At 65.7% G+C, this 26528-nt stretch carries 26 protein-coding genes; 16 read left to right on the top strand and 10 right to left on the bottom strand.

Annotation, left to right across the window (positions count from 1 at the left end):
* Nucleotides 1-25 precede the first annotated feature (25 nt).
* On the bottom strand, nt 26-2293 hold the full coding sequence (locus IB258_RS11385; protein WP_054450575.1) for a bifunctional (p)ppGpp synthetase/guanosine-3',5'-bis(diphosphate) 3'-pyrophosphohydrolase: 2268 nt from the start codon (nt 2291-2293) through the stop codon (nt 26-28).
* Between the two features lie 105 nt (nt 2294-2398).
* On the opposite strand from IB258_RS11385, the gene IB258_RS11380 reads away from it, so the two are divergent.
* Together IB258_RS11380 and IB258_RS11375 are read left to right on the top strand one after the other, a co-directional pair.
* Nucleotides 2399-3232 carry a zinc-dependent peptidase gene (locus tag IB258_RS11380; RefSeq protein ID WP_192352596.1) on the top strand — a complete coding sequence of 278 codons (834 nt, stop codon included), beginning with the start codon at nt 2399-2401 and terminating at the stop codon, nt 3230-3232.
* Complete coding sequence (locus IB258_RS11375) at nt 3229-3738, top strand: NAD(P)H-dependent oxidoreductase (RefSeq protein WP_119450981.1); 510 nt, start codon at nt 3229-3231, stop codon at nt 3736-3738. Before IB258_RS11380 ends, IB258_RS11375 begins: the two co-directional genes overlap by 4 nt.
* A gap of 94 nt (nt 3739-3832) precedes the next feature.
* Here the strand turns inward: IB258_RS11375 and IB258_RS11370 are convergent, their stop codons facing one another.
* Together IB258_RS11370 and pncB are read right to left on the bottom strand one after the other, a co-directional pair.
* Nucleotides 3833-4183: a RidA family protein gene (locus IB258_RS11370; protein WP_042796825.1), complete on the bottom strand. Its 351-nt coding sequence runs from the start codon at nt 4181-4183 to the stop codon at nt 3833-3835.
* A 72-nt stretch (nt 4184-4255) separates the two neighbouring features.
* Nucleotides 4256-5431, bottom strand: a complete 1176-nt coding sequence (pncB, locus tag IB258_RS11365) for a nicotinate phosphoribosyltransferase (RefSeq protein ID WP_054450570.1) — start codon at nt 5429-5431, stop codon at nt 4256-4258.
* A 156-nt stretch (nt 5432-5587) separates the two neighbouring features.
* Here pncB and fdxA point away from each other — a divergent pair, with 156 nt between their 5' ends.
* The 14 genes from fdxA (at nt 5588) to IB258_RS11295 (ending at nt 19406) form a co-directional block, all read left to right on the top strand.
* Nucleotides 5588-5911 (top strand): ferredoxin FdxA, encoded by a 324-nt coding sequence (gene fdxA, locus IB258_RS11360; protein WP_006389264.1) that lies wholly within the window; start codon nt 5588-5590, stop codon nt 5909-5911.
* A gap of 49 nt (nt 5912-5960) precedes the next feature.
* Entirely contained in the window at nt 5961-6761 is an 801-nt protein-coding gene (locus IB258_RS11355) for a ferredoxin--NADP reductase (protein WP_054450568.1), read from the top strand.
* A gap of 212 nt (nt 6762-6973) precedes the next feature.
* Nucleotides 6974-8200 carry a polyhydroxyalkanoate depolymerase gene (locus IB258_RS11350; RefSeq protein WP_119450983.1) on the top strand — a complete coding sequence of 409 codons (1227 nt, stop codon included), beginning with the start codon at nt 6974-6976 and terminating at the stop codon, nt 8198-8200.
* A gap of 175 nt (nt 8201-8375) precedes the next feature.
* The gene (gene rsxB, locus IB258_RS11345) at nt 8376-9020 is read left to right on the top strand and encodes an electron transport complex subunit RsxB (protein ID WP_192352595.1); all 645 of its coding nucleotides are present in this window, start codon (nt 8376-8378) and stop codon (nt 9018-9020) included.
* Entirely contained in the window at nt 9017-9652 is a 636-nt protein-coding gene (gene nth / locus IB258_RS11340) for an endonuclease III (RefSeq protein WP_054450563.1), read from the top strand. The genes rsxB and nth overlap by 4 nt, the downstream gene beginning before the upstream one ends.
* A gap of 356 nt (nt 9653-10008) precedes the next feature.
* Nucleotides 10009-10782, top strand: a complete 774-nt coding sequence (locus IB258_RS11335; protein ID WP_054450562.1) for an ABC transporter ATP-binding protein — start codon at nt 10009-10011, stop codon at nt 10780-10782.
* Nucleotides 10779-11489 carry an ABC transporter ATP-binding protein gene (locus IB258_RS11330; RefSeq protein WP_013392192.1) on the top strand — a complete coding sequence of 237 codons (711 nt, stop codon included), beginning with the start codon at nt 10779-10781 and terminating at the stop codon, nt 11487-11489. Before IB258_RS11335 ends, IB258_RS11330 begins: the two co-directional genes overlap by 4 nt.
* 62 nt (nt 11490-11551) lie before the next feature.
* Nucleotides 11552-12766 (top strand): ABC transporter substrate-binding protein, encoded by a 1215-nt coding sequence (locus tag IB258_RS11325; RefSeq protein ID WP_054450561.1) that lies wholly within the window; start codon nt 11552-11554, stop codon nt 12764-12766.
* A gap of 97 nt (nt 12767-12863) precedes the next feature.
* Nucleotides 12864-13751: a branched-chain amino acid ABC transporter permease gene (locus IB258_RS11320; RefSeq protein ID WP_054450560.1), complete on the top strand. Its 888-nt coding sequence runs from the start codon at nt 12864-12866 to the stop codon at nt 13749-13751.
* Entirely contained in the window at nt 13748-14731 is a 984-nt protein-coding gene (locus tag IB258_RS11315) for a branched-chain amino acid ABC transporter permease (protein ID WP_054450559.1), read from the top strand. The genes IB258_RS11320 and IB258_RS11315 overlap by 4 nt, the downstream gene beginning before the upstream one ends.
* Before the next feature lie 106 nt (nt 14732-14837).
* Entirely contained in the window at nt 14838-15863 is a 1026-nt protein-coding gene (locus IB258_RS11310; protein WP_175161907.1) for an ABC transporter substrate-binding protein, read from the top strand.
* A gap of 86 nt (nt 15864-15949) precedes the next feature.
* Nucleotides 15950-16795 (top strand): branched-chain amino acid aminotransferase, encoded by an 846-nt coding sequence (locus IB258_RS11305; protein WP_054450557.1) that lies wholly within the window; start codon nt 15950-15952, stop codon nt 16793-16795.
* Between the two features lie 71 nt (nt 16796-16866).
* Nucleotides 16867-19011, top strand: a complete 2145-nt coding sequence (locus tag IB258_RS11300) for a phosphocholine-specific phospholipase C (protein WP_175213942.1) — start codon at nt 16867-16869, stop codon at nt 19009-19011.
* Nucleotides 19008-19406 carry an ASCH domain-containing protein gene (locus IB258_RS11295; RefSeq protein WP_054450553.1) on the top strand — a complete coding sequence of 133 codons (399 nt, stop codon included), beginning with the start codon at nt 19008-19010 and terminating at the stop codon, nt 19404-19406. Before IB258_RS11300 ends, IB258_RS11295 begins: the two co-directional genes overlap by 4 nt.
* Nucleotides 19407-19457: 51 nt before the next feature.
* Here the strand turns inward: IB258_RS11295 and IB258_RS11290 are convergent, their stop codons facing one another.
* The 7 genes from IB258_RS11290 to IB258_RS11260 all read right to left on the bottom strand — a co-directional run bounded on the left by IB258_RS11290 (nt 19458) and on the right by IB258_RS11260 (nt 26513).
* Nucleotides 19458-20210 (bottom strand): ABC transporter ATP-binding protein, encoded by a 753-nt coding sequence (locus IB258_RS11290; RefSeq protein ID WP_054450551.1) that lies wholly within the window; start codon nt 20208-20210, stop codon nt 19458-19460.
* Entirely contained in the window at nt 20210-22045 is a 1836-nt protein-coding gene (locus tag IB258_RS11285) for an ATP-binding cassette domain-containing protein (protein ID WP_054450549.1), read from the bottom strand. The genes IB258_RS11290 and IB258_RS11285 overlap by 1 nt, the downstream gene beginning before the upstream one ends.
* A 5-nt stretch (nt 22046-22050) precedes the next feature.
* A complete protein-coding gene (locus IB258_RS11280) occupies nt 22051-23088 on the bottom strand; it encodes a branched-chain amino acid ABC transporter permease (RefSeq protein ID WP_192352594.1) in 1038 nt (345 codons plus the stop codon).
* 151 nt (nt 23089-23239) lie between these two features.
* Nucleotides 23240-24403, bottom strand: coding sequence for an ABC transporter substrate-binding protein (locus IB258_RS11275; protein WP_192352593.1), 1164 nt, complete (start codon nt 24401-24403; stop codon nt 23240-23242).
* 242 nt (nt 24404-24645) lie between these two features.
* Nucleotides 24646-25203 (bottom strand): biotin transporter BioY, encoded by a 558-nt coding sequence (locus tag IB258_RS11270; protein WP_192352592.1) that lies wholly within the window; start codon nt 25201-25203, stop codon nt 24646-24648.
* 39 nt (nt 25204-25242) lie between these two features.
* Complete coding sequence (locus IB258_RS11265; protein WP_192329921.1) at nt 25243-25839, bottom strand: energy-coupling factor transporter transmembrane protein EcfT; 597 nt, start codon at nt 25837-25839, stop codon at nt 25243-25245.
* Nucleotides 25836-26513 carry an energy-coupling factor ABC transporter ATP-binding protein gene (locus IB258_RS11260; protein WP_054450540.1) on the bottom strand — a complete coding sequence of 226 codons (678 nt, stop codon included), beginning with the start codon at nt 26511-26513 and terminating at the stop codon, nt 25836-25838. The genes IB258_RS11265 and IB258_RS11260 overlap by 4 nt, the downstream gene beginning before the upstream one ends.
* Nucleotides 26514-26528: the final 15 nt, after the last annotated feature.

The following is a 26528-nucleotide window of genomic DNA, read 5'->3' as shown; positions in this document are numbered from 1 at the left end:
GGGCCGCCCGGCCCGGGTTTCCCGCCTAGCGGCGTGTCGCCGACGACACGCCCGGCACTTCGGCCAGGGCGTCCAGCGCGCGCGACAGCGATTCCCCGCCGCGCACTTCCACCGTGAACACCATATGGGCCAGCGACTGCTTGCTCTGTGTGTTCACGCCCACCACGTTCAGGCGCAGCCGCGCAAAGACTTCGGACAGGTCCCGCAACAGGCCGGAACGGTCGTGCGCGCGCACACTGATGTCCACCGGGTAGAACGTGTCGGCGGTTTCGCCCCAGGCCACCTCGATGACGCGCTCCGGCTCTCGCGCGGCCAGCGCCAGATAGCTGTGGCAATCGCTGCGGTGGATCGACACCCCGCGTCCGCGCGTGACAAAGCCGGCGATCGGATCGGGCGGCGCCGGACGGCAGCAGCGCGCCAGCTGCGTCAAGAGCGACCCCACCCCCACCACCAGCACGCCGCTCTTGCCGCTTTTCTCGGCGCTGCCGGCGCTGGCGTGGCGCAAGGCGGCCGGCTGCGGCTCGACGACCGGCCCGGGCTGCTGGAACAGGGTGTCGATCTGCCGCAGGCTGAACTCTTCCTTGGCCGCCGCCACGTACAGGTCGTCGGCGCGGGCGAATCCCAGGTTCTGCGCCAGCTGTTCCAGATTGACGGCAGTCTTGCCCAGCCGCTGCAATTCCTTTTCGACCAGCGCCTGGCCCTGCGTGATGCGCTGCTGCAATTCGATCGCGTTGAACCACATGCGCACCTTGGCGCGGGCCCGCGGACTGGCCAGAAAGCCCAGCTGCGGGTTGAGCCAGTCGCGCGACGGCCCGCCGGACTTGGCGGAGATGATCTCCACGGTCTGGCCGGTGGACAGATGGGTCTGCAGCGGCACCATCTGCCCGTCGACGCGGGCGCCGCGGCAACGGTGGCCAAGGTCGGTGTGCAGGTGATAGGCGAAATCGACCGGGGTGGCGCCGGCGGGCAGTTCGATCACGCGCGCCTGCGGCGTCAGCACGTAGATGCGCTCATCGGTATGGGCCGGCGCCGCCGCCGGGCCGCGCTGCCTGCCCGATGCCGGCTTGGCGGGCGCGGGCTGGGCGGGTTCGCCGCCGCCCTCGACATCGCTGTTCCAGGCCAGTAGTTGCCGCATCCACGCCAGTTGCCGGTCGTATTCGCTGGAGGCCGCCACCTGGCCGCCCTTGGCGCCCGCTTCCTTGTAGCGCCAATGCGCGGCCATGCCGTATTCGGCGAACTGATGCATCTCGCGCGTGCGGATCTGCACTTCGAAGGGACGGCCGTCGTCGTCGGCCACCACCGTGTGCAGCGAGCGGTAGCCGTTGGGCTTGGGCCGCGAAATATAGTCGTCGAATTCTTCCGAGATCGGCGTCCACATTTCGTGCACCATGCCCAGCGCCGTATAGCAGGCGCGCACGTCGTCAACGATGATGCGCAGCGCGCGCAGGTCGTACATCTGCGAGAAATCCAGCCGCTTCACGCGCATCTTGTTCCAGATGCTGTAGATGTGCTTGGGCCGGCCGCTGACCTCGGCCTCGACGCCCGCCTTGGCCAACCCCGTCTGCAGGCGTTCGATGGCGCCGGCGATGAAGGCTTCGCGCTCCACCCGCTTCTCTTCCAGCAGGCGGGCGATCTGTTTGTACTTGTCGGGCTCCAGGAAGCGGAACGCCAGATCTTCCATTTCCCACTTGATCTGCCAGATCCCCAGGCGGTTCGCCAGCGGCGCATACAGGTCCAGGGTTTCGCGGGCGAAATCGGTGGAGCACGGCGCCTTGCTTTCCGCGTGCCAGCGCAAGGTGCGCAGGCGCGAGGCCAGCCGCATCAGCACGATGCGCAGGTCGGCCGCCATGGCCAGCAGCATCTTGCGCTGCATTTCCTTTTGCGAGCCGCTTTCGGCGGCGGCGTCGCTCGCCTGCCGCGCCACCACGCCCAGGCGCAGCAGCGCGCGCGTGCCCTGCACCAGCCGCGCGATCTCGGGACCGAAGGCGGCCGCGACCGGATCGCTGCGCAGGGACGGCGCGGGCGCCATCAGGTCGGTCGGCAAGGCAGCCAGCAACGCCGCGGCGCGGGTGGCGGCATCGGTATGCAAGGCCGCCAGGATGCGGACCACGCCCGCGCCGTGTCCGGCCAGGGGTTCGCCGGTCAGCGCCTGCTGCCCTTCGAAACGCGGTTCGGCCCAGGCCACGGCCTGGTCGATCAGCGCCACGCCCTCGGCATCCAGGCCGGCGCCTACCTCCTGGCGCCAGGTAGCGTCGAAAGGCGTAGGCGCGTCGGGAACAGGCGGGGCGGACATGACGGACGGCAGGCGGATGTAGTTTGATATCCCGACACTCTACACTAGGGTTTGTAGACACCAAAAGCAGCCGCTAGCCCCGGCATATGGAAGGAACCGAAGCTTATGTTGCGCTGGCTCAAGGGCCGGGGCGCCCGCCCCTCCGCGGTGGCCGAAATGCAGGCCCGCATCTCCCCGGAACTGTGGCAACAGGTGCTGGACGCCCACCCGTTCCTGGCGGCATTGAACGCCGATGAAGCGGCCCAGTTGCAGGCGCGTTCGGCCTGGCTGCTGGCCAGCAAGCACATCAACGGCGCGCAAGGACTGGAGGTCTCGGACTTCATGCGCCTGAGCATCGCGGCCCAGGCCAGCCTGCCCATCCTCAACCTGGCGCCCGAACTGTACGAAGGCTGGGACGAGATCATCGTGTACCCCGCCAGCTTCCGCATCCCGCGCTCGCGCCAGGACGATGACGGCGTGGTGCACGAATACCTGGAGGACGCCGCCGGCGAAGCCTGGGAAGGCGGGCCGCTGGTGCTGTCCTGGGAAGACACGCAGTTCTCCGACGGCGGCTTCAACGTGGTCATCCACGAGTTCGCCCACAAACTGGACCTGCGTTCGGGCTATGCCGACGGCATGCCCTCGCTGGCCGCGCACCCCGAACTCAAGCCACAGGCCTGGCGCCGCATCCTGGACGACAGCCTGGACCGCTTCATCGCTGCCGTGGATGCGGTCGAGGCCGCCATCCCGCATGATGTGGATCCGGAAAGCGAGGCCGCCGACGCCTGGTACGGCCAACTGCCGATGGACCCGTATGCCGCCACCGACGAAGCCGAGTTCTTCGCGGTCAGCTCGGAACACTTCTTCGTGGATCCCTACCCCATGTACGAAGCGCTGCCGCAATGGTATGGGCTGCTGCGGACCTACTACCGCCAGGATCCGCTGGAACGCTACGCATGAAACAGCTGCTGATCGTGTGGCATTCGCGCACCGGCGCCGCGCGGCAGATGGCCGAAGCCGCTGCGCGCGGGGCGCGCGCGGCCGCCGCGCAACTGGAACAGACGGCAGACCTGGACGTGGTCTTGCGGCGCGCCGCCGACACGCAGGCCGAAGAAATGCTCGCCAGCCAGGCCTACCTGTTCTGCGCCCCCGAGAACCTGGCCTCGCTGAGCGGCGAGATGAAGGAATTCTTCGACCGCAACTATTACGCGGTGCTGGACCGGATACAAGGCTTGCCCTACGCCTGCGCCATCAGCGCGGGCAGCGACGGCGCGGGCGCGGCGCGGCAGGTCGAGCGCATCTGCACGGGCTGGCGGCTCAACGCGCTGGCGCCGGCGCTCATCGTCAACATGGGTGCGCAGACGGCGCAGCAGATCCTGGCGCCCAAGATCGTGGCCGGCGCGGATATTGCGAAATGCGAGGAATTGGGCGGCCTGCTGGCCGCGACGCTGTTGCTCGGGCAGTAGCCGGCACAACGCGGGATGATGAGACGGGTGGCGCACGCGCCAGCCCGCCCCGTGCACGCATCAGGCGCCCGGGGCGCCCGACGCGGCAGGCGTCTTAGACGGCAGCCGTCACGACGATTTCGACCTTGTAGTCCGGATTGGCCAGGCGGGCTTCGACGGTGGCGCGCGGAGGCGAATTGCCGTCGGCGACCCAGGCGTCCCAGGCCTTGTTCATGCCATCGAATTCCTTCATGTTGGCCACGTAGATCTGGGCCATCAGGATCTTGGTCTTGTCGGTGCCGGCTTCGGCCAGCAGGCGGTCGATCGTGGCGAGCACCTGTTCGGTCTGGCCGGTGATGTCCAGCGTGGAATCGTCCGGCACCTGGCCGGCCAGGTACGCGACGCCGTTGTACACGGCCATGTCGGACAGGCGCTTGGCCACGTGGAAGCGCTTGATGCTGCTCATGAATAGTCCCCTAGATTCGAGTGGGTTGGGTGGAACGATACTGAAGAACCCGCAATTTACCCCGAGCCGCCGTCAGGCGGGGGGCAGCTGGAATACCTGGCGCAGATAGGCCAGGTAGGCCGGATCGTCGCACATGGTCTTTTCCGGCGCGTCGGACACCTTGGCCACCGGCTGGCCATTGCAGCGGACCATCTTCATGACGATCTGCAGGGGCTCGTGGCCCAGGTCGTTGGTCAGGTTGGTGCCGATGCCGAAGGACACCTTGCAGCGACCGGAAAACTGGCGGGCCAGCTCGATGGCGCGCGGGAAAGTCAGCGAATCCGAGAACACCAGCGTCTTGGCGCGCGGATCCACGCGGTTCTTGCGGTAGTGCTCGAGCAGGCGCTCGCCCCAGACGAAGGGATCGCCCGAATCATGCCGCGCGCCGTCGAACAGCTTGCAGAAATACATGTCGAAATCACGCAGGAAGGCATCCATGCCGTAGACGTCCGACAGCGCAATGCCCAGGTCGCCACGGTATTCCTTGGCCCAAACCTCCAGCGCGTACACCTGCGAATCGCGCAGCCGCGGACCCAGCGCCTGGCAGGCTTGCAGGTATTCGTGGCCCATCGTGCCCAGGGGCAGCACTTCGTGTTGCTTGGCCAGCAGCACGTTGCTGGTGCCGGCGAAATGCACGCCCATCTGCGACTTCATGGTGGACACGATTTCTTCGTGCCAGATCTTGGAAAAGCGGCGCCGCGTGCCGTACTCAGCCACGCGAAAATCGGCCAGCGCCGGATCGTCCAGCACCAGGTGCATCTTGGACTGCAGGCGCTTGCGGCCCTCTTCCCAGTCGGGATTCTTGCGAGTGTTGCGGAAATAGACCTCGTTGACGATGGCCAGCACCGGGATCTCGAACAGGATCGTATGCAGCCAGGGGCCTTTGACCTCGATGCTGATTTCGCCCGGCCCATCGCCCACGCCGATGTGAATGCAGCGCTCCGGCAGATGGAACAGTTCGAGGAAATCGACGAAGTCGCTTTTGATAAAGCGCAAGCCGCCCAGATATTTAAGTTCGTCCTCGGTGAAGCGCAACTGGCATAGCTGATGCACTTCCTCGCGGATTTCGTCCAGGTAGGGACGCAGGTCGACCCCGGGCGTGCGGCATTTGTAACGGTACTCGACCTGGGCAGCGGGAAAATGATGCAGAACCACCTGCATCATGCTGAATTTATACAGATCGGTGTCGAGCAGCGAAGTGATTATCATGATGGCGCGTTTCGTTTCGCGACACCATAGCATAGAGCTCCCGCTGTTCAGGGCGAAGGGCCACTATGTCAATACGGGTATTGCCGGCACATCGGCGCGGCATTGGGTAAAATCCGCCCAACAAGACACAAAAGCCGCCGCTCCCGGAGTTCCTGAATGACCCACGTTGTCACCGAAAACTGTATTAAGTGCAAGTACACCGACTGCGTAGACGTGTGCCCGGTGGACTGTTTTCGTGAGGGTCCGAACTTCCTCGTGATCGACCCTGACGAATGCATCGACTGCGCCGTCTGCATCCCGGAATGCCCGGCCAATGCCATCTACGCCGAAGAAGACGTGCCGCAGGACCAGTTGAATTTCATCGCCCTGAATGCCGAACTCTCGCCCGAGTTCGCCAGCATCAGCCGTGCCAAGAAGCCCCTGCCCGACGCCGACGAATGGAATGGCAAGCAGGACAAGCTGCAATACCTGGAAAAATAATCCGCGAACGCCGGCCCCGCCCTGGCGGCCGGCCTCGCGCGATGTACCGATGACCGACGACTCCAAATACACGCGCCAGACCGTTACCCACGTCCACACCTGGGTGCCTGACAAGCTGTTCTCCGTGCGCGTGACGCGCGACGACGCGTATACGTTCCAGCCGGGCCAGTTCGCCCGGGTCGGTCTGCCGGAAGCCGGCGCCTCGGAAGGCGAACCCACGCTGTGGCGCGCCTATTCCATGGTGTCGGCGCCGCACGAACCCTGGCTGGAGTTCTATTCCATCGTGGTCCCCGAAGGCCTGTTCAGTCCGCGCATGGCGCGGCTGCAGCCTGGCGACTCGCTATATGTGGAAAAGACGCCCTACGGATTTCTGACCCTGGAGCGCTTCGCGCCGGGCGGCGATCTTTGGCTGCTGGCCTCGGGCACGGGCCTGTCTGCCTACCTTTCGATCCTGCGCGACCCGGCAGTCTGGCGGGCCTACCGCCGCATCATCCTGGTGCACGGAGTGCGCACCGCCGCGGAGCTCGCCTACCGCACCGAAATCGAATCCTGGCGCAATCAGCCGGCGCTGGCCGAGTTCTTCGCGGCGGATCCGCAGAAACTCGTCTACCTGCCCATCGCCACCCGCGAAGCCCTGCCCGGCATGCCGCAGGAACGCCTGACCACGCTGATCGCCGACGGCCGCCTGGAGCAGCTCGCAGGCCAGCCGCTGGACCCCGAGCAGGCCAAGATCATGCTTTGCGGCAATCCCGACATGCTGGCCGACGCCCGCAAGCTGCTGGGCGAACGCGGCTTCAAGCCTGGACGCCGCGGCATCCCCGGCAACCTGGCAGTGGAAAACTACTGGTAGCTTCGGTCCGTCCGACTTAGTGCATAAATCCTTCTTTTGGTATGACAGCACGTTGTAAAAAGCGCCCTAAACTGGTGCTCAATGGGTATTGGGTCGCTTTTTAGCAACAGATTTGCTTTTTTTGTCGGCGTTTCTTCAGGCTGTTTAGAAATATCGTTAGTGCCCGGAGCAATAATCGGGACACACGCACGACCCAGAAGGACTTTTCTCAAATGCTGTATCAATTGCACGAAATGCAGCGCGCCTTCCTGACTCCGTTCGCTGCATTTACGGACGCCGGTTCCCAGCTGTTTTCCAGTCCCTACAGCCCTCTCGCCTATACCCCGATCTCTCGCCAGATGGCAGCCGGGTATGAGCTGATGACCCGCATCGGCAAGGAATACCAGAAGCCTGCCTGGAACCTGCCCACCACCGAAATCAACGGCAAGTCCGTCCGCGTCATCGAAGGCGTGGCCATCGACAAGCCGTTCTGCCGCCTGCTGCACTTCCAGCGCGATGTCCGCCACACGGGCCGCGACGATCCCAAGGTCCTGCTGGTGGCGCCGCTGTCCGGCCACCACGCCACCCTGCTGCGCGACACCGTGCGCGCCCTGCTGCCGGCCCACGACGTCTACGTCACCGACTGGGTCGACGCCCGCATGGTGCCGCTGTCGGCCGGTCCGTTCCATCTGAACGACTACGTGCGCTACGTGCAGGATTTCATTCGCCACCTGGGTCCGGACGTGCACGTGATTTCCGTGTGCCAGCCGACGGTGCCGGTGCTGGCCGCCGTCTCGCTGATGGCCTCCGCCAACGATCCCTGTCAGCCGCGCAGCATGGTGATGATGGGTGGTCCCATTGACCCGCGCCAGTCGCCCACGCAGGTCAACCGCCTGGCCACGACCAAGCCCTACAGCTGGTTCGAGAACCAGGTCATCCATCCGGTGCCGCCGCGCTATCCGGGCGCGGGCCGCAAGGTCTACCCGGGTTTCCTGCAGCACGCGGGGTTCATGGCCATGAACCCCGACCGCCACATGAAGTCGCATTACGACTTCTACCTGGACCTGCTGCGCGGCGACGACAGCGACGCCGAAGCGCACCGCCGCTTCTATGACGAATACAACGCCGTGCTGGACATGCCGGCCGAGTTCTATCTGGACACGATCCGCATGGTGTTCCAGGAGTTCCAGTTGCCCAACGGCACCTGGGAAGTGGACGGCAAGCTGGTGCGTCCGGCGGACATCAAGAAGGTCGCCCTGCTCACCATCGAAGGCGAACTGGACGACATCTCGGGCCAGGGCCAGACGCGCGCCGCCATCAAGCTGTGCAAGAACATCCCGGCCGAGCGCAAGACGCACTACACGGCGCCCAACTGCGGCCACTACGGCATTTTCTCGGGCCGCCGCTGGCGCGAAATGATCTGTCCTAAAATTGCCGAATTCATCCGGCAATCTGCGTAGGATGGGTGTAGCGCGAGTCAAGCCGGACTAGAACCCGGACCTCCGACGCGCGCAACCCATCAAACAGCGGTGGCTGGAAATCTCAGCGCTGTTTGATGGGTTGCGCGCGATTCGCGTTTGGGGTCCCTGATTCCTGCCTTTTGCGCCCCCGTCCCACGATTTCATCTTCACATCCATGTCCTGTCGCTCATTGGCCGACCGCATCGATGCCTTGCTACCCCAGACGCAATGCACCAAGTGCGGATACGACGGCTGCCGGCCCTATGCCGACGCCATCGCGGACGGCTCCGCCCCGATCAACCGCTGCCCGCCCGGCGGCGACGACGGTATCGCCGCGCTGGCGGTCCTGCTCGATACCCCCATCCTGCCGCTGGACGCCACCCGCGGCGAACCCGGCCCGCTGCTGGTCGCGCGCATCGACGAAGCGCACTGCATCGGCTGTACGCTGTGCATCCAGGCCTGTCCCGTGGACGCCATCGTGGGCGCCAACAAGCATATGCATACCGTGCTGGCCGACTGGTGCACCGGCTGCGACCTGTGCGTGGCGCCCTGTCCGGTCGATTGCATCCAGATGGTGCCGGCAGGTCGCGCCTGGAATTCGCAGGATGCCGCCATCAGCCGCCAGCGCCACCGCAGCCATCTGGCACGCACCGAACGCCTGGCTGCCGACAACGCGCGCCTGATGGCGCCCGAAGCGGCTGCCGCGCCCAGCGCTTCCGCTCCCGCCGCCGACGAGGCGCGCAATGAGGACCGCAAGCGTTCCGCCATTGAATCCGCGCTGGCCCGCGCCCGGGCCCGCCGCAACTCCACTCAATCATGAACGCAGCCAAACGCCGAGAGATCTTCGCCCGCCTGCAGGCCGCCAACCCGCATCCGACCACCGAGCTCGAATACGACACGCCGTTCCAGTTGCTGATTGCCGTGCTGCTGTCGGCGCAGGCGACCGACAAATCGGTCAACATCGCCACGCGCAAATTCTTCCCCGCTTACGGCACGCCGCAAGCCCTGCTGGCGCTCGGCGAAGAAGGCTTGGCCGACTACATCAAGACCATCGGCCTGTATCGCACCAAGGCGAAGAACACCATCGCCACCTGCAAGATCCTGATCGAGCAGCACGGCGGCGAAGTACCGCAGACTCGCGAAGCGCTGGAAGCCCTGCCCGGCGTTGGGCGCAAGACCGCCAACGTGGTGCTCAACACGGCGTTCGGACAACCCACGATGGCGGTGGACACGCACATCTTCCGCGTGTCGAACCGCACCGGCATCGCGCCCGGCAAGAATGTGCTGGAAGTCGAACAGAAACTCGAAAAGTTCGTGCCGCGCGAATACATGCAGGACGCTCACCACTGGCTGATCCTGCTGGGCCGCTACGTCTGCGTGGCGCGCAAACCCAAATGCCCTCAATGCGGCATTTCCGATCTCTGCGAATTCAAGCAGAAGACGCCCGCCTGACGGCGCGTTAGCTTACGCGCCGACACGGCATTCGGTGCACGCAAATCGGGTTTTCCCTCCCTCTCAAATCCATCAGGCGTTGATGACGATCAACGCATATTTGCTGCATTGCATTTCCATTATGGAAAGCCTTTATTCCCTTGTGGCGCAAGCATTGTCGGCCTGCCGACAATTGCCCATTCCGCACTGCAAAACCTATGACAAACCCTCATGGAATTTTGATAAATAGGTGCGCATACTCGCCGGCAACTCATAAGAAAACTGCGATTTCCTGAACAGTTTTCCGGACCCTGCGGGGGCCTGGCGCAACGACGGCAGGTGGAGACCGAAATAAATACAACGCCGGTGCAGCGAACATGGACGACACGATCCTGGAGACAAAAGGCCTCACCAAGGAATTCCGCGGATTCGTCGCGGTCAATGGGGTCGATTTGCGTATCAAGCGGGGCGAGATTCATGCCTTGATCGGGCCGAACGGCGCGGGCAAGACCACTTGCTTCAACCTGCTTACCAAGTTTCTTTCTCCCACGTCGGGAAGCATCAAGTTCAACGGTATCGACATTACCGGCGAGCGGCCCGCGCAGATCGCGCGCCGCGGCGTGATCCGTTCATTCCAGATCTCGGCGGTGTTTCCGCACCTGACCGTGCTGGAGAACGTGCGCATCGGGCTGCAGCGCAGGACCGGCCTGTCGTTCCACTTCTGGAAAAGCGACAGGCAGCTCGCCGTGCTGAATCAGCCGGCGCGCGACCTGCTGGAGCAGGTGGATCTGGGCGCCTTCGCCAACGAAACCACCGTAAACCTGCCCTATGGCCGCAAGCGCGCGCTTGAAATCGCCACCACGCTGGCGATGGAACCCGAGCTGATGCTGCTGGACGAACCCACACAAGGCATGGGCCACGAGGACGTGGACCGCGTCACGCAACTGATCAAGCGCGTCAGCGCCGGACGCACCATCCTGATGGTGGAACACAACATGAATGTCGTGTCCTCCATCGCCAACACCATTACTGTGCTGGCGCGCGGCAGCGTGCTGGCCGAAGGATCGTACGCCGAAGTCTCCCGCCATCCGGCCGTGATGCAGGCTTACATGGGCACCACCGACGGCGAACTTCAAGGAGCGCACGCATGAGCACCCCGGCACTGGAAATTTCGGGCCTGCAGGCCTGGTACGGGGAATCGCATATCCTGCACGGCGTGGATATGCGCGTTGGACAAGGCGAAGTGGTCACGCTGCTCGGACGCAACGGCGCCGGGCGCACCACCACCCTGCGGGCCATCCTGGGCCTGACGGGATCGCGCAAGGGCTCGGTGCGCATCCATGGCACCGAAGCCATCGACCTGCCCACCTACAAGATCGCCCATCTGGGCGTGGGCTATTGCCCCGAGGAACGCGGCATCTTCGCCAGCCTGTCCTGCGAAGAAAACCTGCTGCTGCCTCCGGTCGTCGGTTCGCTGGGCGGCGGCATGTCGCTGGCAGAAATCTACGACATGTTCCCCAATCTGCAGGAGCGCCGGAATTCTCCCGGCACGCGCCTGTCTGGCGGCGAACAGCAAATGCTGGCCGTGGCGCGCATCCTGCGCACCGGCGCCAACCTGCTGCTGCTCGACGAAATCTCCGAAGGCCTCGCCCCTGTCATCGTGCAGGCGCTGGCTCGCATGATCACGGCGCTGAAGCAGCGCGGCTACACCATCGTCATGGTGGAGCAGAACTTCCGCTTCGCAGCGCCCCTGGCCGACCGCTTCTACGTCATGGAGCACGGCCAGATCGTCGAGCACTTCGAAGCCGCAGAACTTTCAGAAAAACAGGACACGCTCAACGAACTGCTGGGCGTCTAGAACCTGTGTCATCCGCCGGAAATCCGGCAACACTACACCGTAGGGAAGAGAGGAGTCATCCCATGAAGCTGCACACCATCACTGCTGCACTGGCCATGGCGGGCCTGGGATTTGCTGGGGCAACCGCCCACGCGCAAGGTATCTCCGACGATGTCATCCGCATCGGCTTCATCACTGACATGTCCGGCGTGTATTCGGACATCGACGGCAAGGCCGGTCTGGAAGCCGTGCGCATGGCGATCGAGGACGCCGGCGGTTCGATCAACGGCAAGAAGATCGAAGTCGTCTCCGCAGACCACCAGAACAAGGCCGACGTGGCTTCGGCGCGCGTGCGCGAATGGTTCGACGAGCAGAAGGTGGACGTCATCATCGCCGGCACCAACTCGTCGACCAGCCTGGCCATGGCCGGCGTGGCCGCCGCGAAGAAGAAGCCCTTCATGGCGATCGGCGCGGGCGCGTCGGACCTGACCAACGCCCAATGCTCGCCCTATACCGTGCACTACGCCTACGACACCGTGGCGCTGGCGCGCGGCACCGGCTCCGCCGTGGTGAAAGACGGCGGCAAGAGCTGGTTCTTCCTGACCGCTGACTATGCCTTCGGCCACGCGCTGGAGCGCGACACCATGGCCGTGGTCAAGGCCGCGGGCGGCGAGGTCAAGGGCCAGGTGCGGGCGCCGCTGGGCGCGTCGGACTTCTCGTCCTTCCTGCTGCAGGCGCAATCGTCCAAGGCGCAGATCCTGGGCCTGGCCAACGCGGGCGGCGACACCATCAACTCGATCAAGGCCGCCAATGAATTCGGCGTGACCAAGACCATGAAGATGGCCGGCCTGCTGGTCTTCATCAACGACGTGCACGCGCTGGGCCTGCAAGCCACGCAAGGCATGTACCTGACCGACGGCTGGTACTGGGATCAATCCGACGCCTCGCGCGCCTGGTCCAAGAAGTTCGAAGCCAAGGTCGGCCGCAAGCCCTCCATGCTGCAGGCGGGCGACTACTCGGCCACGGCTTTCTACCTGAACGCCATCAAGGCCACCGGCACGGACGACGGCGACGCCGTCATGAAGTGGATGAAGTCGAACAAGGTCAACGACTTCTTCGCGCAAGGCGGTTATGTGCGCGAAGACGGCCGCATGATCCACGACATGTACCTGATGCAGGTCAAGACGCCGGCCGAATCCAAGGCCCCGTGGGACTATTACAAGGTCGTGGCGACGCTGCCCGGCGACGAGGTCTACACCAAGTTGTCCGAGTCCACCTGCAAGCTGGTCAAGAAGTAATCCAGCCCATGTGCCCCAGACGCGACCCGGCGATCCTACCCGTCGGGCCGCGTTTTGATTAGCTCGCTTCCCTCCGTACGCGCAGGATTTTCATAAGATGACTGACATTTTCGGCATCCCCATACAGGCCTTGTTCGGCCAGCTTTTGCTAGGCCTGGTCAACGGCTCCTTCTACGCCATGCTGTCGCTCGGGCTGGCCGTCATCTTCGGGCTGCTGAACGTCATCAACTTCGCGCACGGCGCGCTCTACATGCTGGGCGCGTTCATCGCCTGGATGGGGCTGTCGTACCTGGGGTTGAACTACTGGGTCATGCTGATCCTGGCGCCGCTGGTCGTCGGGCTGTTCGGCATCATCATAGAAAAGCTGTTGCTGCGACACCTGTACAAGCTCGATCACCTGTACGGGCTGCTGCTGACCTTCGGCCTGACGCTGCTCATCGAAGGTCTGTTCCGCAGCTTCTACGGCGTCTCGGGTCAACCCTACCCCACGCCTGACGCCTTGCGCGGCGCCACCAACCTGGGCTTCATGATCCTGCCGAATTACCGCGGCTGGGTCGTGGCAGCCTCCCTGGTAGTGTGTCTGGCAACCTGGTTCGTCATCGAACGCACCCGCCTGGGCGCACTGTTGCGCGCCGGCACCGAAAACCCCCGCCTGGTCGAGGCCTTCGGCGTGAACGTGCCGCGCATGATCACCCTGACCTATGGCTTCGGCGTGGCGCTGGCGGGCTTTGCCGGCGTGCTGGCCGCGCCCGTGCTGCAGATTTCCCCCCTGATGGGCTCCAACCTCATCATCGTCGTGTTCGCCGTGGTCGTGATCGGTGGCATGGGGTCCATCATGGGCGCCATCGTGACCGGTCTGGGCCTGGGCGTGATCGAAGGACTGACCAAGGTGTTCTGGCCCGAGGCCTCCAGCACGGTCGTGTTCATCATCATGGCCATCGTTCTGTTGATCCGCCCGGCCGGGCTGTTCGGAAAAGAAAAATGAATCGTCAATTCCTGGGCTATGCGGTACTGGCCATCGTGGTGGCCATTCTTCCCTTTATCGGGGTCTATCCGATCTTCGCCATGAAGATCATGTGCTACGCGCTCTTCGCCTGCGCATTCAACCTGCTGCTGGGTTTCACCGGGCTGCTGTCGTTCGGCCACGCCGCCTTCCTGGGCAGCGCGGCCTACGCCACCGGCCACGCGCTCAAGGTATGGGGCTTCCCCACCGAGGTCGGCCTGCTGTTCGGCGTGGCCGTGGCGGGGCTGCTGGGCCTGGCGATGGGCGCCATCGCCATCCGCCGCAGCGGCATCTATTTCGCCATGATCACCCTGGCGCTGTCGCAGATGGTGTTCTTCTTCTTCCTCCAGGCGAAGTTCACCGGCGGCGAGGACGGCCTGCAAAGCGTGCCGCGCGGCACCCTGTTCGGGCTGATCGACCTGTCCAAGGACCTGAACCTGTACTACGTGGTGATGGCCATCTTCGTCATCGGCTACTTCATCATCTGGCGCACGGTGAATTCGCCCTTCGGCCAGGTGCTGCAGGCGCTGCGCGAAAACGAACCGCGGGCCATCTCGCTGGGCTACGACGTCGACCGCTTCAAGCTGCTGGCCTTCGTGCTGTCGGCCGCGCTGGCCGGCCTGGCGGGCGCCACCAAGACCCTGGTCTTCGTGTCGGCCACCTTGTCCGATGCCACCTGGCAGATGTCCGGCCTGGTCATCCTGATGACGCTGATCGGCGGGCTGGGCACCTTGACCGGTCCCATCCTCGGCGCCTTCATCGTGGTGCTGATGGAAAACAAGGTGGGCGACTTCGGCCAGATGATGGCCAACCTGACCGGCGTGGACTGGTTCCTGCGCCTGGGCGAATCGGTCACCATCGTGATCGGCCTGATCTTCGTGATCTGCGTGCTGGCCTTCCGCCGCGGCATCGTGGGCGAGGTCGGCGCCTTCATCGATCGCCGCCGCGCCGCCCGCGCCTGATCCTGACAGCGCAAGCACGGGGCCGCTTTATGCGGCCCCGTTTTCATTTGGCGCGGCGGCTGCCGCCCGTACAATGAACGGCACCCAACCAAACAGGTGCCTGACCATGCGCAAACCGCATCCGCTCGCCCCCGTCCTTGGCGCCCTGGCGCTGGCCGCAGCCCTCCTTCCCGCGGCTGCTCAAGCCGCGGATTCCGCCGCGCCGGTATGCGAAGTCAAACGGCCCGTCCGCTTCAGCGGCCTGAACTGGGAATCCAACCTGGTGCTGGCCGGCATCGAACGCTATGTGCTGGAACACGGCTACGGCTGCAAGACCACGGTCGAAATCGGCGAAACCCTGCCCATGCTGGCGGCGCTGCAACGCGGCGATGTCGACGTCACGCCGGAAGTGTGGCCCGGCCAGATCGAGGGTGCATGGAAGAAGGCCCTGGCCAGCGGCAAGGTGCTGGGCGTGGGCCACGTCTACGACGCCGGCGAAGGCTGGTACGTGCCTCGCTACACCGTCGAGCGCCATCCCGAGCTGAAGTCCGCGGCCGACCTGGCGCGCTTCAAGAACGTGTTCGCCGATCCCGAAGAACCCGGCCGCGGCCGGATCTACGGCTGCCCGGCGGGCTGGGCCTGCGGCACCCTGAACGAGAACCTGCTGCGCGCCTTGAAGCTCGATAAGGACTACGCGATGTTCGCGCCCGGCTCCGGCGCCGCGCAAAAAGCCGCCATCGTGTCCGCCTACAAGCGCAAACGCGACATCGTCTTCTACTACTGGACGCCCACCTCGCTGGTCGGCGCGCTGGATCTGGTGAAGCTGGAACTGCCCGCGTTCGACCAGGCCGCCTACACCTGCATGACCGATCCCAAGTGCGCGAATCCCGTGCCCACCGAGTTCAAGCCCAACCCCGTCGTCACCGGCGTGAACGCCGAGTTCGCGAAACAGGCGCCGCAGATCGCCGAATTCCTGGGCAAGCTGACTGTGCCCAGCGACGCCATCGACGCCACCCTGGGCTGGCTGGAAAACGAAGGCAAGGAACCCGAGGACGCCGCGCGCTATTTCCTCAAGCAGTACGGCCCGGTCTGGCGGCAATGGATGCCGGCGCAGGCAGCCGACCGCGTGCAGGCGGCGCTGGCGCGCGAATGACGGCGCGAAGCCGGCCGCTGCCTCATGTATCCTGACGTTTCGGCGCGCCGATAGCGCCACCCCAATTCAAGTGAAGGAAGACAACCATGGATGCCTTGTTCTGGCACAACGGTCACTGGACCACTGAAAACCCCAAATTGCTCGGCCCGGCCGACCACGCCTTCTGGATGGCCAGCATGGTGTTCGACGGCGCGCGCGCATTCCGCGGCCTGACGCCCGACCTGGATCTGCATTGCCAGCGCGTGGTGCGCTCGGCCGAAAAAATGCTGATGAAGCCCCAGATCGGCTGGGAAGAGATCCAAAAGCTGTGCCTGCAGGCTGTAGCCAAGTTCCCGCAAGGCAGCGAACTCTACATCAAGCCCATGTTCTATTGCGCCGACGGCTTCCTGCTGCCGGACGCCGACAAGACCCAGTTCGTGCTGCACGTGTTCAAGGTGCCGATGCCGGGCGACCAGGGCTTTTCCGCCTGCTTCTCCAGCTTTGCACGTTCCTGGCCCAACATGGCGCCCACCGACGCCAAGGCGTCCTGCCTGTACCCCAACGGCCAGCGCGCCATCCGCGAGGCCGCCGAAAAGGGCTTCGACAACGCCATCATGCTGGACGGCGCGGGCAACATCGCCGAATTCGCCACCAGCAACCTGTGGATCGCCAAGAACGGCGTGGTGTCCACGCCCGCCGACAACGGCACCTTCCTGAACGGCATCACGCGCCGCCGCGTGCTGGCGCTGTTGAAGGCCGACGGCGTCGACGTGCAGGAACGCAGCCTGACCCGCGCCGACATCGAGGAAGCCGATGAAGTGTTCTCGTCCGGCAACTACGGCAAGGTGGTGCACGTGAACCGCGTGGAAGACCGCCAGCTGGAATACGGCCCCATGGCCCGCCGCGCGCACAAGCTATACATGGATTACGCGGAAAGCACCGGCGCGAAGTAGGATCGCCGCCGTTTCAGCCCCCTCCCTGCTGCCCGCCCCTGTGCGGGCAGCGTCGTTCTCAGGAATGCCTCATGCAGACCCGACGTGATTTTCTCCGCAGCGGCGCGACGCTGGCCGGCGCCGGCAGCGCCCTGGCCCTGCTGCCCGCCTCCATCCGCCGCGCGCTCGCGATCCCCGCGGCGCGGCGCACGGGCACGATCCGCGACGTGGAACACATCGTGATCTTCATGCAGGAGAACCGCGCGTTCGATCATTACTTCGGCGCGCTGGCCGGCGTACGCGGGTTTGGCGACCGCTTTCCCATACCCGTGCCGGATAGCCCCGACGCGCGCCATCGCACCGTCTGGGCGCAATACAACGACAAACCCGATGAAGGCGCGCCGCGCACGGTCCTGCCCTTCCATCTGGATACGCGCGAGGCCTTCGAAACCATGCGCGTGGCCAGCACGCCGCACACCTGGTCCAACGCGCAGGACGCCTGGGACGCGGGCCGCATGGGCAACTGGCCGGCCGCCAAGAAGAACCATTCGATGGCGTACTTCACGGACGAGGACATGCCCTTCCAGTACGCCATGGCGCGCGCCTTCACGGTCTGCGACGCCTATCACTGCTCGTTCACCGGCGGCACCAACACCAACCGGCTGTTCGTCTGGACCGGCACCAACGACGGCCTGGGCCGCGGCAACGGCCCGGCCTTGGGCAATACCTACAACAAGCTCACGGGCGGCGATCCGGCGCGCGCCTACACCTGGACGACCTATCCCGAACGCCTGGAGGCCGCCGGCATCAGCTGGCGCATCTACCAGAACATGGCGGACAATTATTCGCTGAACCCGACCGCCGGCTTCAAGGCCTACCGCGACGCCTATCATGGCGCGCCGGGCGCGGCGGCCGCGCTGAAGGAAAAGGCGCTCACCACCCGCGGCCTGGACCTGCTACGCCAGGACGTGCTGGACGGCACGCTGCCGCAGGTCTCGTGGATCTGCGCCACGAAGGCCGGCTCCGAGCATCCCAGCCCGTCCAGCCCGGCGCAAGGCGCTGACTACACGGCCCGGGTGCTGGATGCGTTGACGGCCAACCCGGAGGTCTGGAGCAAGACCGTCCTGTTGCTGATGTTCGACGAAAACGACGGCTTCTTCGACCACATGCCGCCGCCCGCGCCGCCTGCGCGCGATGCATCGGGCGCGCTGGCCGGGGCGTCCACGGTAAATACGCGCGGCGAGTATCACGAGATCGTCGCCGGCGCAGAGAAGGACGACACGCTGGCGCATTTGCACGGCGTCTACGGCCTGGGTCCGCGCGTGCCCATGTACGTGCTGTCGCCCTGGACCAAGGGCGGCTGGGTCAACTCCCAAGTGTTCGACCACACTTCCGTGCTGCGCTTCATCGAGCAACGCTTCGGCGTGGCCGAGCCCAATATCTCGCCGTGGCGGCGCGCGGTCTGTGGCGACCTGACCTCGATCTTCGATTTCGCCGCGCCGGACGGCGCGGGCCTGCCCAGCGGCTTTCCAGCCACCGCCGAACGCGCCGGCCTCGCATCGGCGCTGCCGGGCACCGTCACGCCGCCCGCGCCGCTGCAGCCGGGGCCGGCGCGGCAGCAGGCGGGCACGCGCCCGTCGCGCCCCCTGCCCTATGCGTTGCAGGTCCACGCGCGCGCGGACGCGGCAAGCGTCACGCTGCGTTTCGAGAACAGCGGCACGGCGGGCGCGGTGCTGCACGTCTATGACCGGCTGCATCTGGACCGCGGCCCGCGCCGCTACACAGTGGAAGCCGGCAAGCATCTGGAGGGCGCATGGCAGACCGCCGCTGACGATGGACGCTACGACCTGTGGGTGCTGGGTCCCAACGGTTTCCATCGCCATTGCACCGGCCGCGCCGGCCTGCCGGCGCTGGAGGTCTTGGCCGCCTACCAGGGGCCTGGCGCATCGCTGCAATTAACGCTGCGCAACCCCGCCCCGCAGGCCCGTTCATTCCGGGTGGAAGCCAACGCCTACGGCTATCCCCAGGAAGAGGATGCCACGCTCGCTCCCGGCGAGACGGTCAGCCTGTCCTGGGACATGACCCGCAGTGCGGGATGGTATGACCTGACCGTGCGCGAAAGCGGCGATCCGACCTACACGCGGCGTCTGGCCGGCCGCATCGAAACCGGCGCCCCCTCCACTTCCGATCCCGCGATGGGACAGGAGCTGATATTGCAATGGATACCCCAGGCATGAAACCACCTGCTCCCTATGAAAACGCCGTGACCTTCCAGTTCGGCGACTCGCCCGAGTTAGCCGACGAATTGCTTGCGCTGGTGCTGGCCGGCACGAAGACCGCCACCTGCGGCGCGTTGCGCGACTTCAACGAACAGGAACCTGTGCCCGAGGCCGGTCGGCGTGACGTGGTGCTGGACGGCTCGGGCCGCCCGGCTTGCGTGATCGAGACGCTCAGCGTGCTGATCCAGCGCTTCGATCAGGTGGACGAGGCGTTCGCGCTGGCCGAAGGCGAAGGCCCGTACGAGGCATGGCGCGATGCGCACATCGCTTATTTCGACCGCAACGGCGGCTATGCGCCGGACCTGGTGCTGGTGTGCGAACGGTTCCGGGTGGTCGAGGTCTTCGAACGATAAAAAAAAGCCGGACACCCTGCGGCGTCCGGCTCTTCGTGTGCTCGGGGTCGGTCAGCTTTGCTCGCCGCCCTTGCCCAGGCCCAGATAGCTTTCGATGACCTTCGGGTCGCCGGCCAGCTCGCGCGCCGGGCCGTGCAGGATGACTTCGCCGGTTTCCAGCACGTAGCCGTAATCGGCCACCTGCAACGCGGCGCGCGCGTTCTGTTCCACCAGCAGGATTGCCACGCCGGTCTCGCGCAGGCGCGCGATGATGTGGAAGATCTCGCGCACGATGCGCGGCGCCAGGCCCAAGCTGGGCTCATCGAGCATCAGCAGATTGGGCTTGGCCATCAATGCACGGCCGACGGCCAGCATTTGGCGTTCGCCGCCCGACAGCGTGCCGGCCTGCTGGGCGCGGCGCTCGCGCAGCCGCGGGAACAGGTCGAAGACTTCGTTCAGCGTGTCGCGCCAGCCGCTTTCGCGGGCGCGGTAGCGGCGGAACCCGCCCAGCAGCAGGTTGTCTTCCACCGACATGGTGCCGAACAGTTCGCGGCGCTCTGGCACCAGCGACATGCCAGCCGCGACGCGGCGCTCGACCTGCCAGCCCGATACGTCGGTGCCGGCGTATTGCACGGTGCCGGCCGCGTGGCCGGTCTGGGGCAGCGAGCCCATCATGGCGTTCAGCATGGTGGACTTGCCGGCGCCGTTGGCGCCGATCACCGTGACGATGCTGCCGGCGGGCACGGTGAGCGAGGCGCCCACCAGCGCGCCCACCTTGCCGTAGCGGGCAGACAGGTTGCTGACTTCGAGTACGGGAGCGCTCATCACACGCCTCCTGCCGACACGGGCTTGGCCTGGTCCGCTTCGGGCAGGTCATCATCGATGCCGCCCAGGTAGGCTTCCAGCACCGCCGGGTTCTTTTGCACGTCGGCCGGCACGCCTTCCGCCAGCTTGGTGCCGAAATCCATCACCACGAGGTGGTTGGTCAGACGCATCACAAAATCCATATCGTGTTCGACGAGCAGAATGCTCATGCCCTCGGCGCGCAACTGTTCCAGCACGCGCGCCAGGTCCTGCTTTTCCTTGTAGCGCAGGCCGGCGGCGGGTTCGTCCAGCAGCAGCAGCACGGGGTCGGCGGCCAGGGCGCGCGCGATTTCCAGGATGCGTTGCTGGCCCAGCGCCAGGTTGCCGGCCTGCTCGTACAGGTACTCGCCCAGGCCGACGCGCTTGATCTGCTCGGCGGCCTCGTGCAGCAGCTGCGCCTCGCGGGCGCGGTCCGAATGCAGGGCGCCCGCCAGCACGCCGACGTCGGAGCGCAGGTGCGCGCCCAGCGCCACGTTTTCCAGCACGGTCATGCCGGGCAGCAGCTGCACGTGCTGGAAGGTGCGACCCACGCCCAGCTTGGCGATGTCGCGCGCCGAACGGCTGTCGATGCGCTGGCCCATGAAGGTGACCTTGCCGCGCGTCACCGGCAGCACGCCGCTGATCAGGTTGAAGGTCGTGCTCTTGCCGGCGCCGTTCGGACCGATCAGGCCCATGATCTCGCCGGACGCGACCTTGAAGGAAATATCGTTGACGGCGACCAGCCCGCCGAATTCCTTGCGGATGGCGTCGACTTCGAGCACCACCTGGCCGGCTTGCGGGCGCACGCGCGTCGGCAGGGCCGGCGCGGACGCGGGCGGCGCCAGATTGCGGCGCGAGCTGTCGGCGCCTGTGATGCTGTCCCACCAGCCCGCCAGGATCGGCCACAGGCCGTTGCGGGCGTATTGCAGCATCAGGATCAGCAGCACGCCGAAGACGATCATCTCGAAGTTGGCGTTGGTGTCCAGCAGCTTGGGCAGCAGGTTCTGCAACTGGTCCTTCAGCACCAGGATGACGCTGGAGCCCAGCAGGGCGCCCCAGACGTAGCCGGCGCCGCCGACCACCGCCATGAACAGGTACTCGATGCCGTAGTTGATGCCGAACGGGCTGGGGCTGACGGCGCGCTGCATGTGCGCGTAGAGCCAACCCGAGACGCAGGCCAGCAGCGCCGCCCAGACGAAGATCACGACCTTGTAGGCGGCGGTGTTCACGCCCATGGACTCGGCCATGCCGGCGCCGCTCTTGAGCGCGCGAATGGCGCGGCCCGGACGCGAGTTCAGCAGGTTGCGGGTCGCCCACAACGCCAGCAGCACGAACACCCAGATCAGGTAATAGATGTGGCGGCCGCTGGCCAGGGACATGCCGAAGATGCTGATGGGCTCGATGCCGGCGATGCCGTCATGCTTGCCCAGCCAGTCGATATTGCCGAACAGGAAGTACAGCGACAGGCCCCAGGCGATGGTGCCCAGCGGCAGGTAGTGGCCCGACAGGCGCAGGGTGATCGCGCCCAGCAGGTAGGCCACGACGGCCGTCAGGATCAGCCCGGCCGGCAACGCCAGCCAGGGCGAGACATCGTATTGCGTGGTCAGGTAGGCGGTGGTGTAGGCGCCCAGGCCCACGAACGCCGCCTGGCCGAACGAGGTCAGGCCGCCCACGCCGGTCAAGAGCACCAGGCCCAGCACCACCAGGCTGGCCAGCCCGATGTAATTGAGTTGCGTCACCCAGAATTCGGGCGTGACCGGCAGCAGTGGCAGGCCCGCCAGGACGACGATGAAGACGGCAAGCAGAATGCGGTTCATGACGTTTATTCCTCTTCGTCCACGTGATGGGTGCTGAACGAACGCCAGACCAGAACCGGGATAATCAGGGTGAAGACAATCACTTCCTTGTAGGCGCTGGCCCAGAAGGACGAGAAGGACTCCAGCACGCCCACCAGCAGCGAGCCCGCGGCCGCCACGGGGTAGCTGGCCAGCCCGCCGATGATGGCGCCGACAAAGCCCTTCAGGCCGATCAGGAAGCCGGTGTCGTAGTACACGGTGGTGATGGGCGCGATCAGCATGCCGGACATGGCGCCGATGGCGACGGCCAGCGTGAAGGTCAGGCTGCCGGACATGGTGGTGCTGATGCCGACCAGGCGGGCGCCGCGGCGGTTGACGGCCGTGGCGCGCAGCGCGCGGCCATACAGCGTCTTGCCGAAGAACAGCCACAGGCCGATGATCAGGATGGCGCATGTCGCCACCACGAACAGGCTTTGCGCCGACCAGGTCATGAAGCCCAGGTCGACCTGGCCACTGACGAAGGCCGGAGTGCGCCAGCCTTCGGCGCCGAAGAAGACCAGCGCCAGGCCGGTGAGCGCGAAGTGCACGGCCACGGAAACGATCAGCAGCACCAGCACGGTGGCTTCGGCCAGCGGCTGGTAGACGATGCGGTAGACCATCGGACCCATCGGGATCACCAGCAGCAGCGTCAGCAGCATGTTCAGCCACAGCGAATTGCCGGGTGCGGTGTAGGTCACGGTCAGCCAGAGCAGCGCCAGCGGCAGAACCACACAGGTGGCGATGGCCTTGGGCAAGGCGACTGCGCTGCGGGTGCGCAGCGCACGCAGCAGCTCGAGCGCCAGGCAGACGATGCCCAGCAGCGGCAGGAGATAGGCAGTGCCCGGCACTTTGCCGTCCACCAGCATGGCCAGGGTCAGGGCGCCGAACGCCACGAACTCGCCCTGGGGAATGAAAATGACGCGCGTAACGGCGAACACCAGCACCAGAGCCATGCCCAGGAGGGCATAGATGGCGCCGTTGACGACACCGTCTTGCAGCAGGATCAGCGCAATTGAGGAATCCATCTAACAACCTTATTTATTCTGGTGTTCCGGCCGCACCCGGGACACTGATACGACACACCGGCCGGAAAGGCCGGTGCGAAGCATTGCTAGGGTGCCGCGCGGCGGGCGCCGCCGCGCTTTGCACACCCTTGGATCGGGCGATCCTGGAGGATTACAGGCCGGGCTGGTAGACCCACTTGCCGCCTTCGACCTTGACGATGACGCGCGAGCGCTCGTCAAAGCCAGCGTGGTCCGTGGGCGACATGTTGAACACGCCTTGCGACGCGGCCAGGTCCTTCACGCCTTCCAGGGCATCGCGCATGGCGACGCGGAATTCCGGCGTGCCGGGCTTGGCGCCCGACTTCAGCGCCACGGGCAGCGCGGCCACGACCAGCTGGCCGGCGTCCCACATGTGGCCGCCGAACGTGTTGGTGGAGCCGGCGCCGTTGGCCTTTTCATAGGCTTCGACGTAGGCCAGGGCCGACTTCTTGACCTGGTTGCTATCGGGCAGCTGGGCCGCGACCAGCAGCGGGCCGGCCGGCAGCAGCATGCCGTCGCAGTCCTTGCCGCAAACGCGCAGCACGTCGTTGTTGGCGGCGCCGTGCGTCTGGTAGATGGTGCCGCCGTAGTTGCGGGCCTTCAGTTCCTTTTGCGGCAGGGCCGACGGAGTGCCGGCGCCGGCGATCAGGATGGCGTCGGGCTTGGCGCCGACCAGCTTGAGCACCTGGCCCGTCACGCTGGTGTCGGTGCGGCTGTATTTCTCGATGGCGACGATCTCGATGCCCTTGGCCTTGGCGGCCTTTTGCATCACGTCCAGCCAGCCGTCGCCGTAGGCGTCGGCAAAGCCGATGAAGCCCAGGGTCTTGACCTTGGACTTGGCCATGGCGTCAGCCAGGGCACCGGCCATCAGGGCGTCGTTCTGCGGGGTCTTGAAGACCCAGCGGCGCTTGTCGTCCACGGGTTCGACGATCTTGGCGCTGGCGGCCACGCTGATCATCGGCACTTTGGCTTCGGCGGCCACGTCGACCATGGCGAGCGAGCCCGGCGTGACCGAGGTGCCGATCAGCACGTCGACCTTGTCGTCGGAGGCCAGCTTGCGCGAGTTCTTGACGGCTTGCGTGGTGTCGGTGGCGTCGTCCAGGACGATCCATTCGATCTTCTGGCCAGCCACTTCCTTGGGCAGCAGCGCCACGGTGTTGCGCTCGGGGATACCCAGCGAGGCAGCCGGGCCGGTGCTGGACACGGTCACGCCAACCTTGACCTGGGCGTTCGCCAGTAGCGGCAGGGCCAGGGCAATGGCGGCAGCCGCCGCGGACAAGCCGAAGTGCTTGCGCATGTTTTTGTCTCCTGTGGTGGCTCTGAGGCGCCTCGGTCGAGGCAGGGCGAGCCTAGTTAAAGTTATACAGAAAAAAATATTATAGGGTTAAAACAGTATCAAATGACGATGCGCAACTCCGGTAATTCCCTGATGTGCTACGAAAAACGCAATTCAGCAAACGCATTCGTTAATGGCGAACTTGTACTAGAAAAGCTTTGCGGCCGTCAGTTGGGGGATTCCCTTGGACTGCGGCGCGCCACTCAACGCCCCAACATCGGCCACACGCGCTCCACCCGCGACGCCACCCAGGCGGCAATCACGGCCTTGGCCAGGTCGCCGGGCAGGAACACCGCGACCGCCATCGCAGCCTTGGCCAAACCCATTTTCGTCACGGCGGCCAGCCAGGGCACGCCGCAGGCGTAGACCACCGCGATGCCGCCCACCACGCATGCCGCCAAATAGCCGGCGAACTTCCCCCAGCCGCCCGCGGCGCGGCCGGCCAGGCTGCGCGCCAGCCAGCCCGTCACGAAGGCGCCCGCCACCAGGCCGACGAGAAAGCCGCCGGTAGGCCCGAAAAAAGCGCCCAGCCCTCCCCGGCCTCCCGGCAGGACGGGCAACCCGACCGCCGCCAGCGCCAGGTACAGCAGGCAGGCCAGCGCGCCACGGACGGGTCCGAGCATTGCGCCCGCCAGCATGGCACCCAAGGTTTGCAGCGTGACCGGCACCGGTATGGCGGGCAGTGGAATCGGCGGGATCAGGCTCAGGACGACGATCAGCGCCGCGAACAGCGCAATCAGCACGGTATTACTGGATTTCACGGTTTTCCCCTTTGGGAGATGGAACTGGGCGCGCGGGCCTCAGTGGCTGCGCGCGTCTATCGCTTCGGATACTTCCTGCGCTCTTTTCAGCGTCAGCACGATCAAGGGCACGATCAGCGCGACCGGATTGGCGCCCAGGCCACGCGCGGCCTGCGCTTCGCGGATTTCCTGGAAGTTGCGCCAGATCTCCGGCACGAAACGCAGGGCCAGCGCCAAGGCCAGCGCAACCTTGCCGGCATCGACAAGCCTCAGGCGTTCCAGTGGCATCAGCGCCTTTTCGCAGACGGCAATCAGATCCGAGGTGCGCGTGGCCAGCGTGACGGCCAGGGCCAGTCCCACCATCGCGCCTACGCGCAGCAGCACGGCCAGCGCCTCCAGGCCGCCCTGGAACCAGGCCGTGAACAAGCCGACGGCCAGCAGCACCCAGGCCAAGCCCTTGACCTGCCGCCAGACGGCAGCCCCGGCCACGCCCGTGGACCAGACCAGCGCGGCGGCCGCCAGGAAGGCAGGCGCCAGCCAGCGCGGGTCGCGCAGCAGGAACAGGCCCGCGCCCGCCGCCATCAGCGCCAGCAGCTTCAGCCAGGCGGGCAGGCGGTGCAGAAAGGTATCTCCCGCGACGTAAAGCGGCTCCATCATGCGCAGTGCTCCCGGTACCAACGCAGCGCGGCGGCCGGCTGGTCATCGGCCGCGACGTTACCGTCGCGCACCACCACCACCCGGTCGAAATCCTCCAGCAGCTCCAGGTCGTGGCTGACGACGATGGCATCATGGGGCAGGCCCGCAATGGCGTCGCGCACGCGATTGCGATTGCGCAGGTCCAGCTGGGTGGTGGGTTCATCGAACACGATCAGCGCCGGTTCCATCACCAGCACTGCCGCCAGCGCCACCAGTTGGCGTTCGCCGCCGGACAGCGTGTGGCTGGTCCGGTCCGCCAGGTGACCGACGCCCAGGCTGCCCAATTGCGCATCGATACGGGCTTCGCGCTGCTGGCGGTCCGGGGACAGATGCTTCAGGCCGAACGCCAGGTCCTCGCGGACGATGGGGAAGACAATCTGGTTTTCAGGGTTCTGGAACACGAACCCGACCTGGCGGCGCACGGCCTTCAAGTCGCGCCGGGTGTCCAGCCCGCCCACCCGCACATTGCCGGCCGAGGGCAGGACCAGCCCATTGATCAGGCGCGCCAGCGTGCTCTTGCCGGCGCCATTGGGGCCGACGATGCCGATGCGTCGTTCGGCCAGCGTCAGGCTCACCCCATTCAGCACTTGCGCCTGGGGCGTGGAAACAACCGCCTGGTCAAACTCGATTAACATGGGGCGGGATTATGC

This window comes from Achromobacter sp. ACM02, assembly GCF_014851605.1.
GTDB lineage: Bacteria > Pseudomonadota > Gammaproteobacteria > Burkholderiales > Burkholderiaceae_B > Achromobacter > Achromobacter aegrifaciens.
Note: the sequence above shows the minus strand (reverse complement) of the source record. Positions and strands in the feature narration are given on the sequence as shown.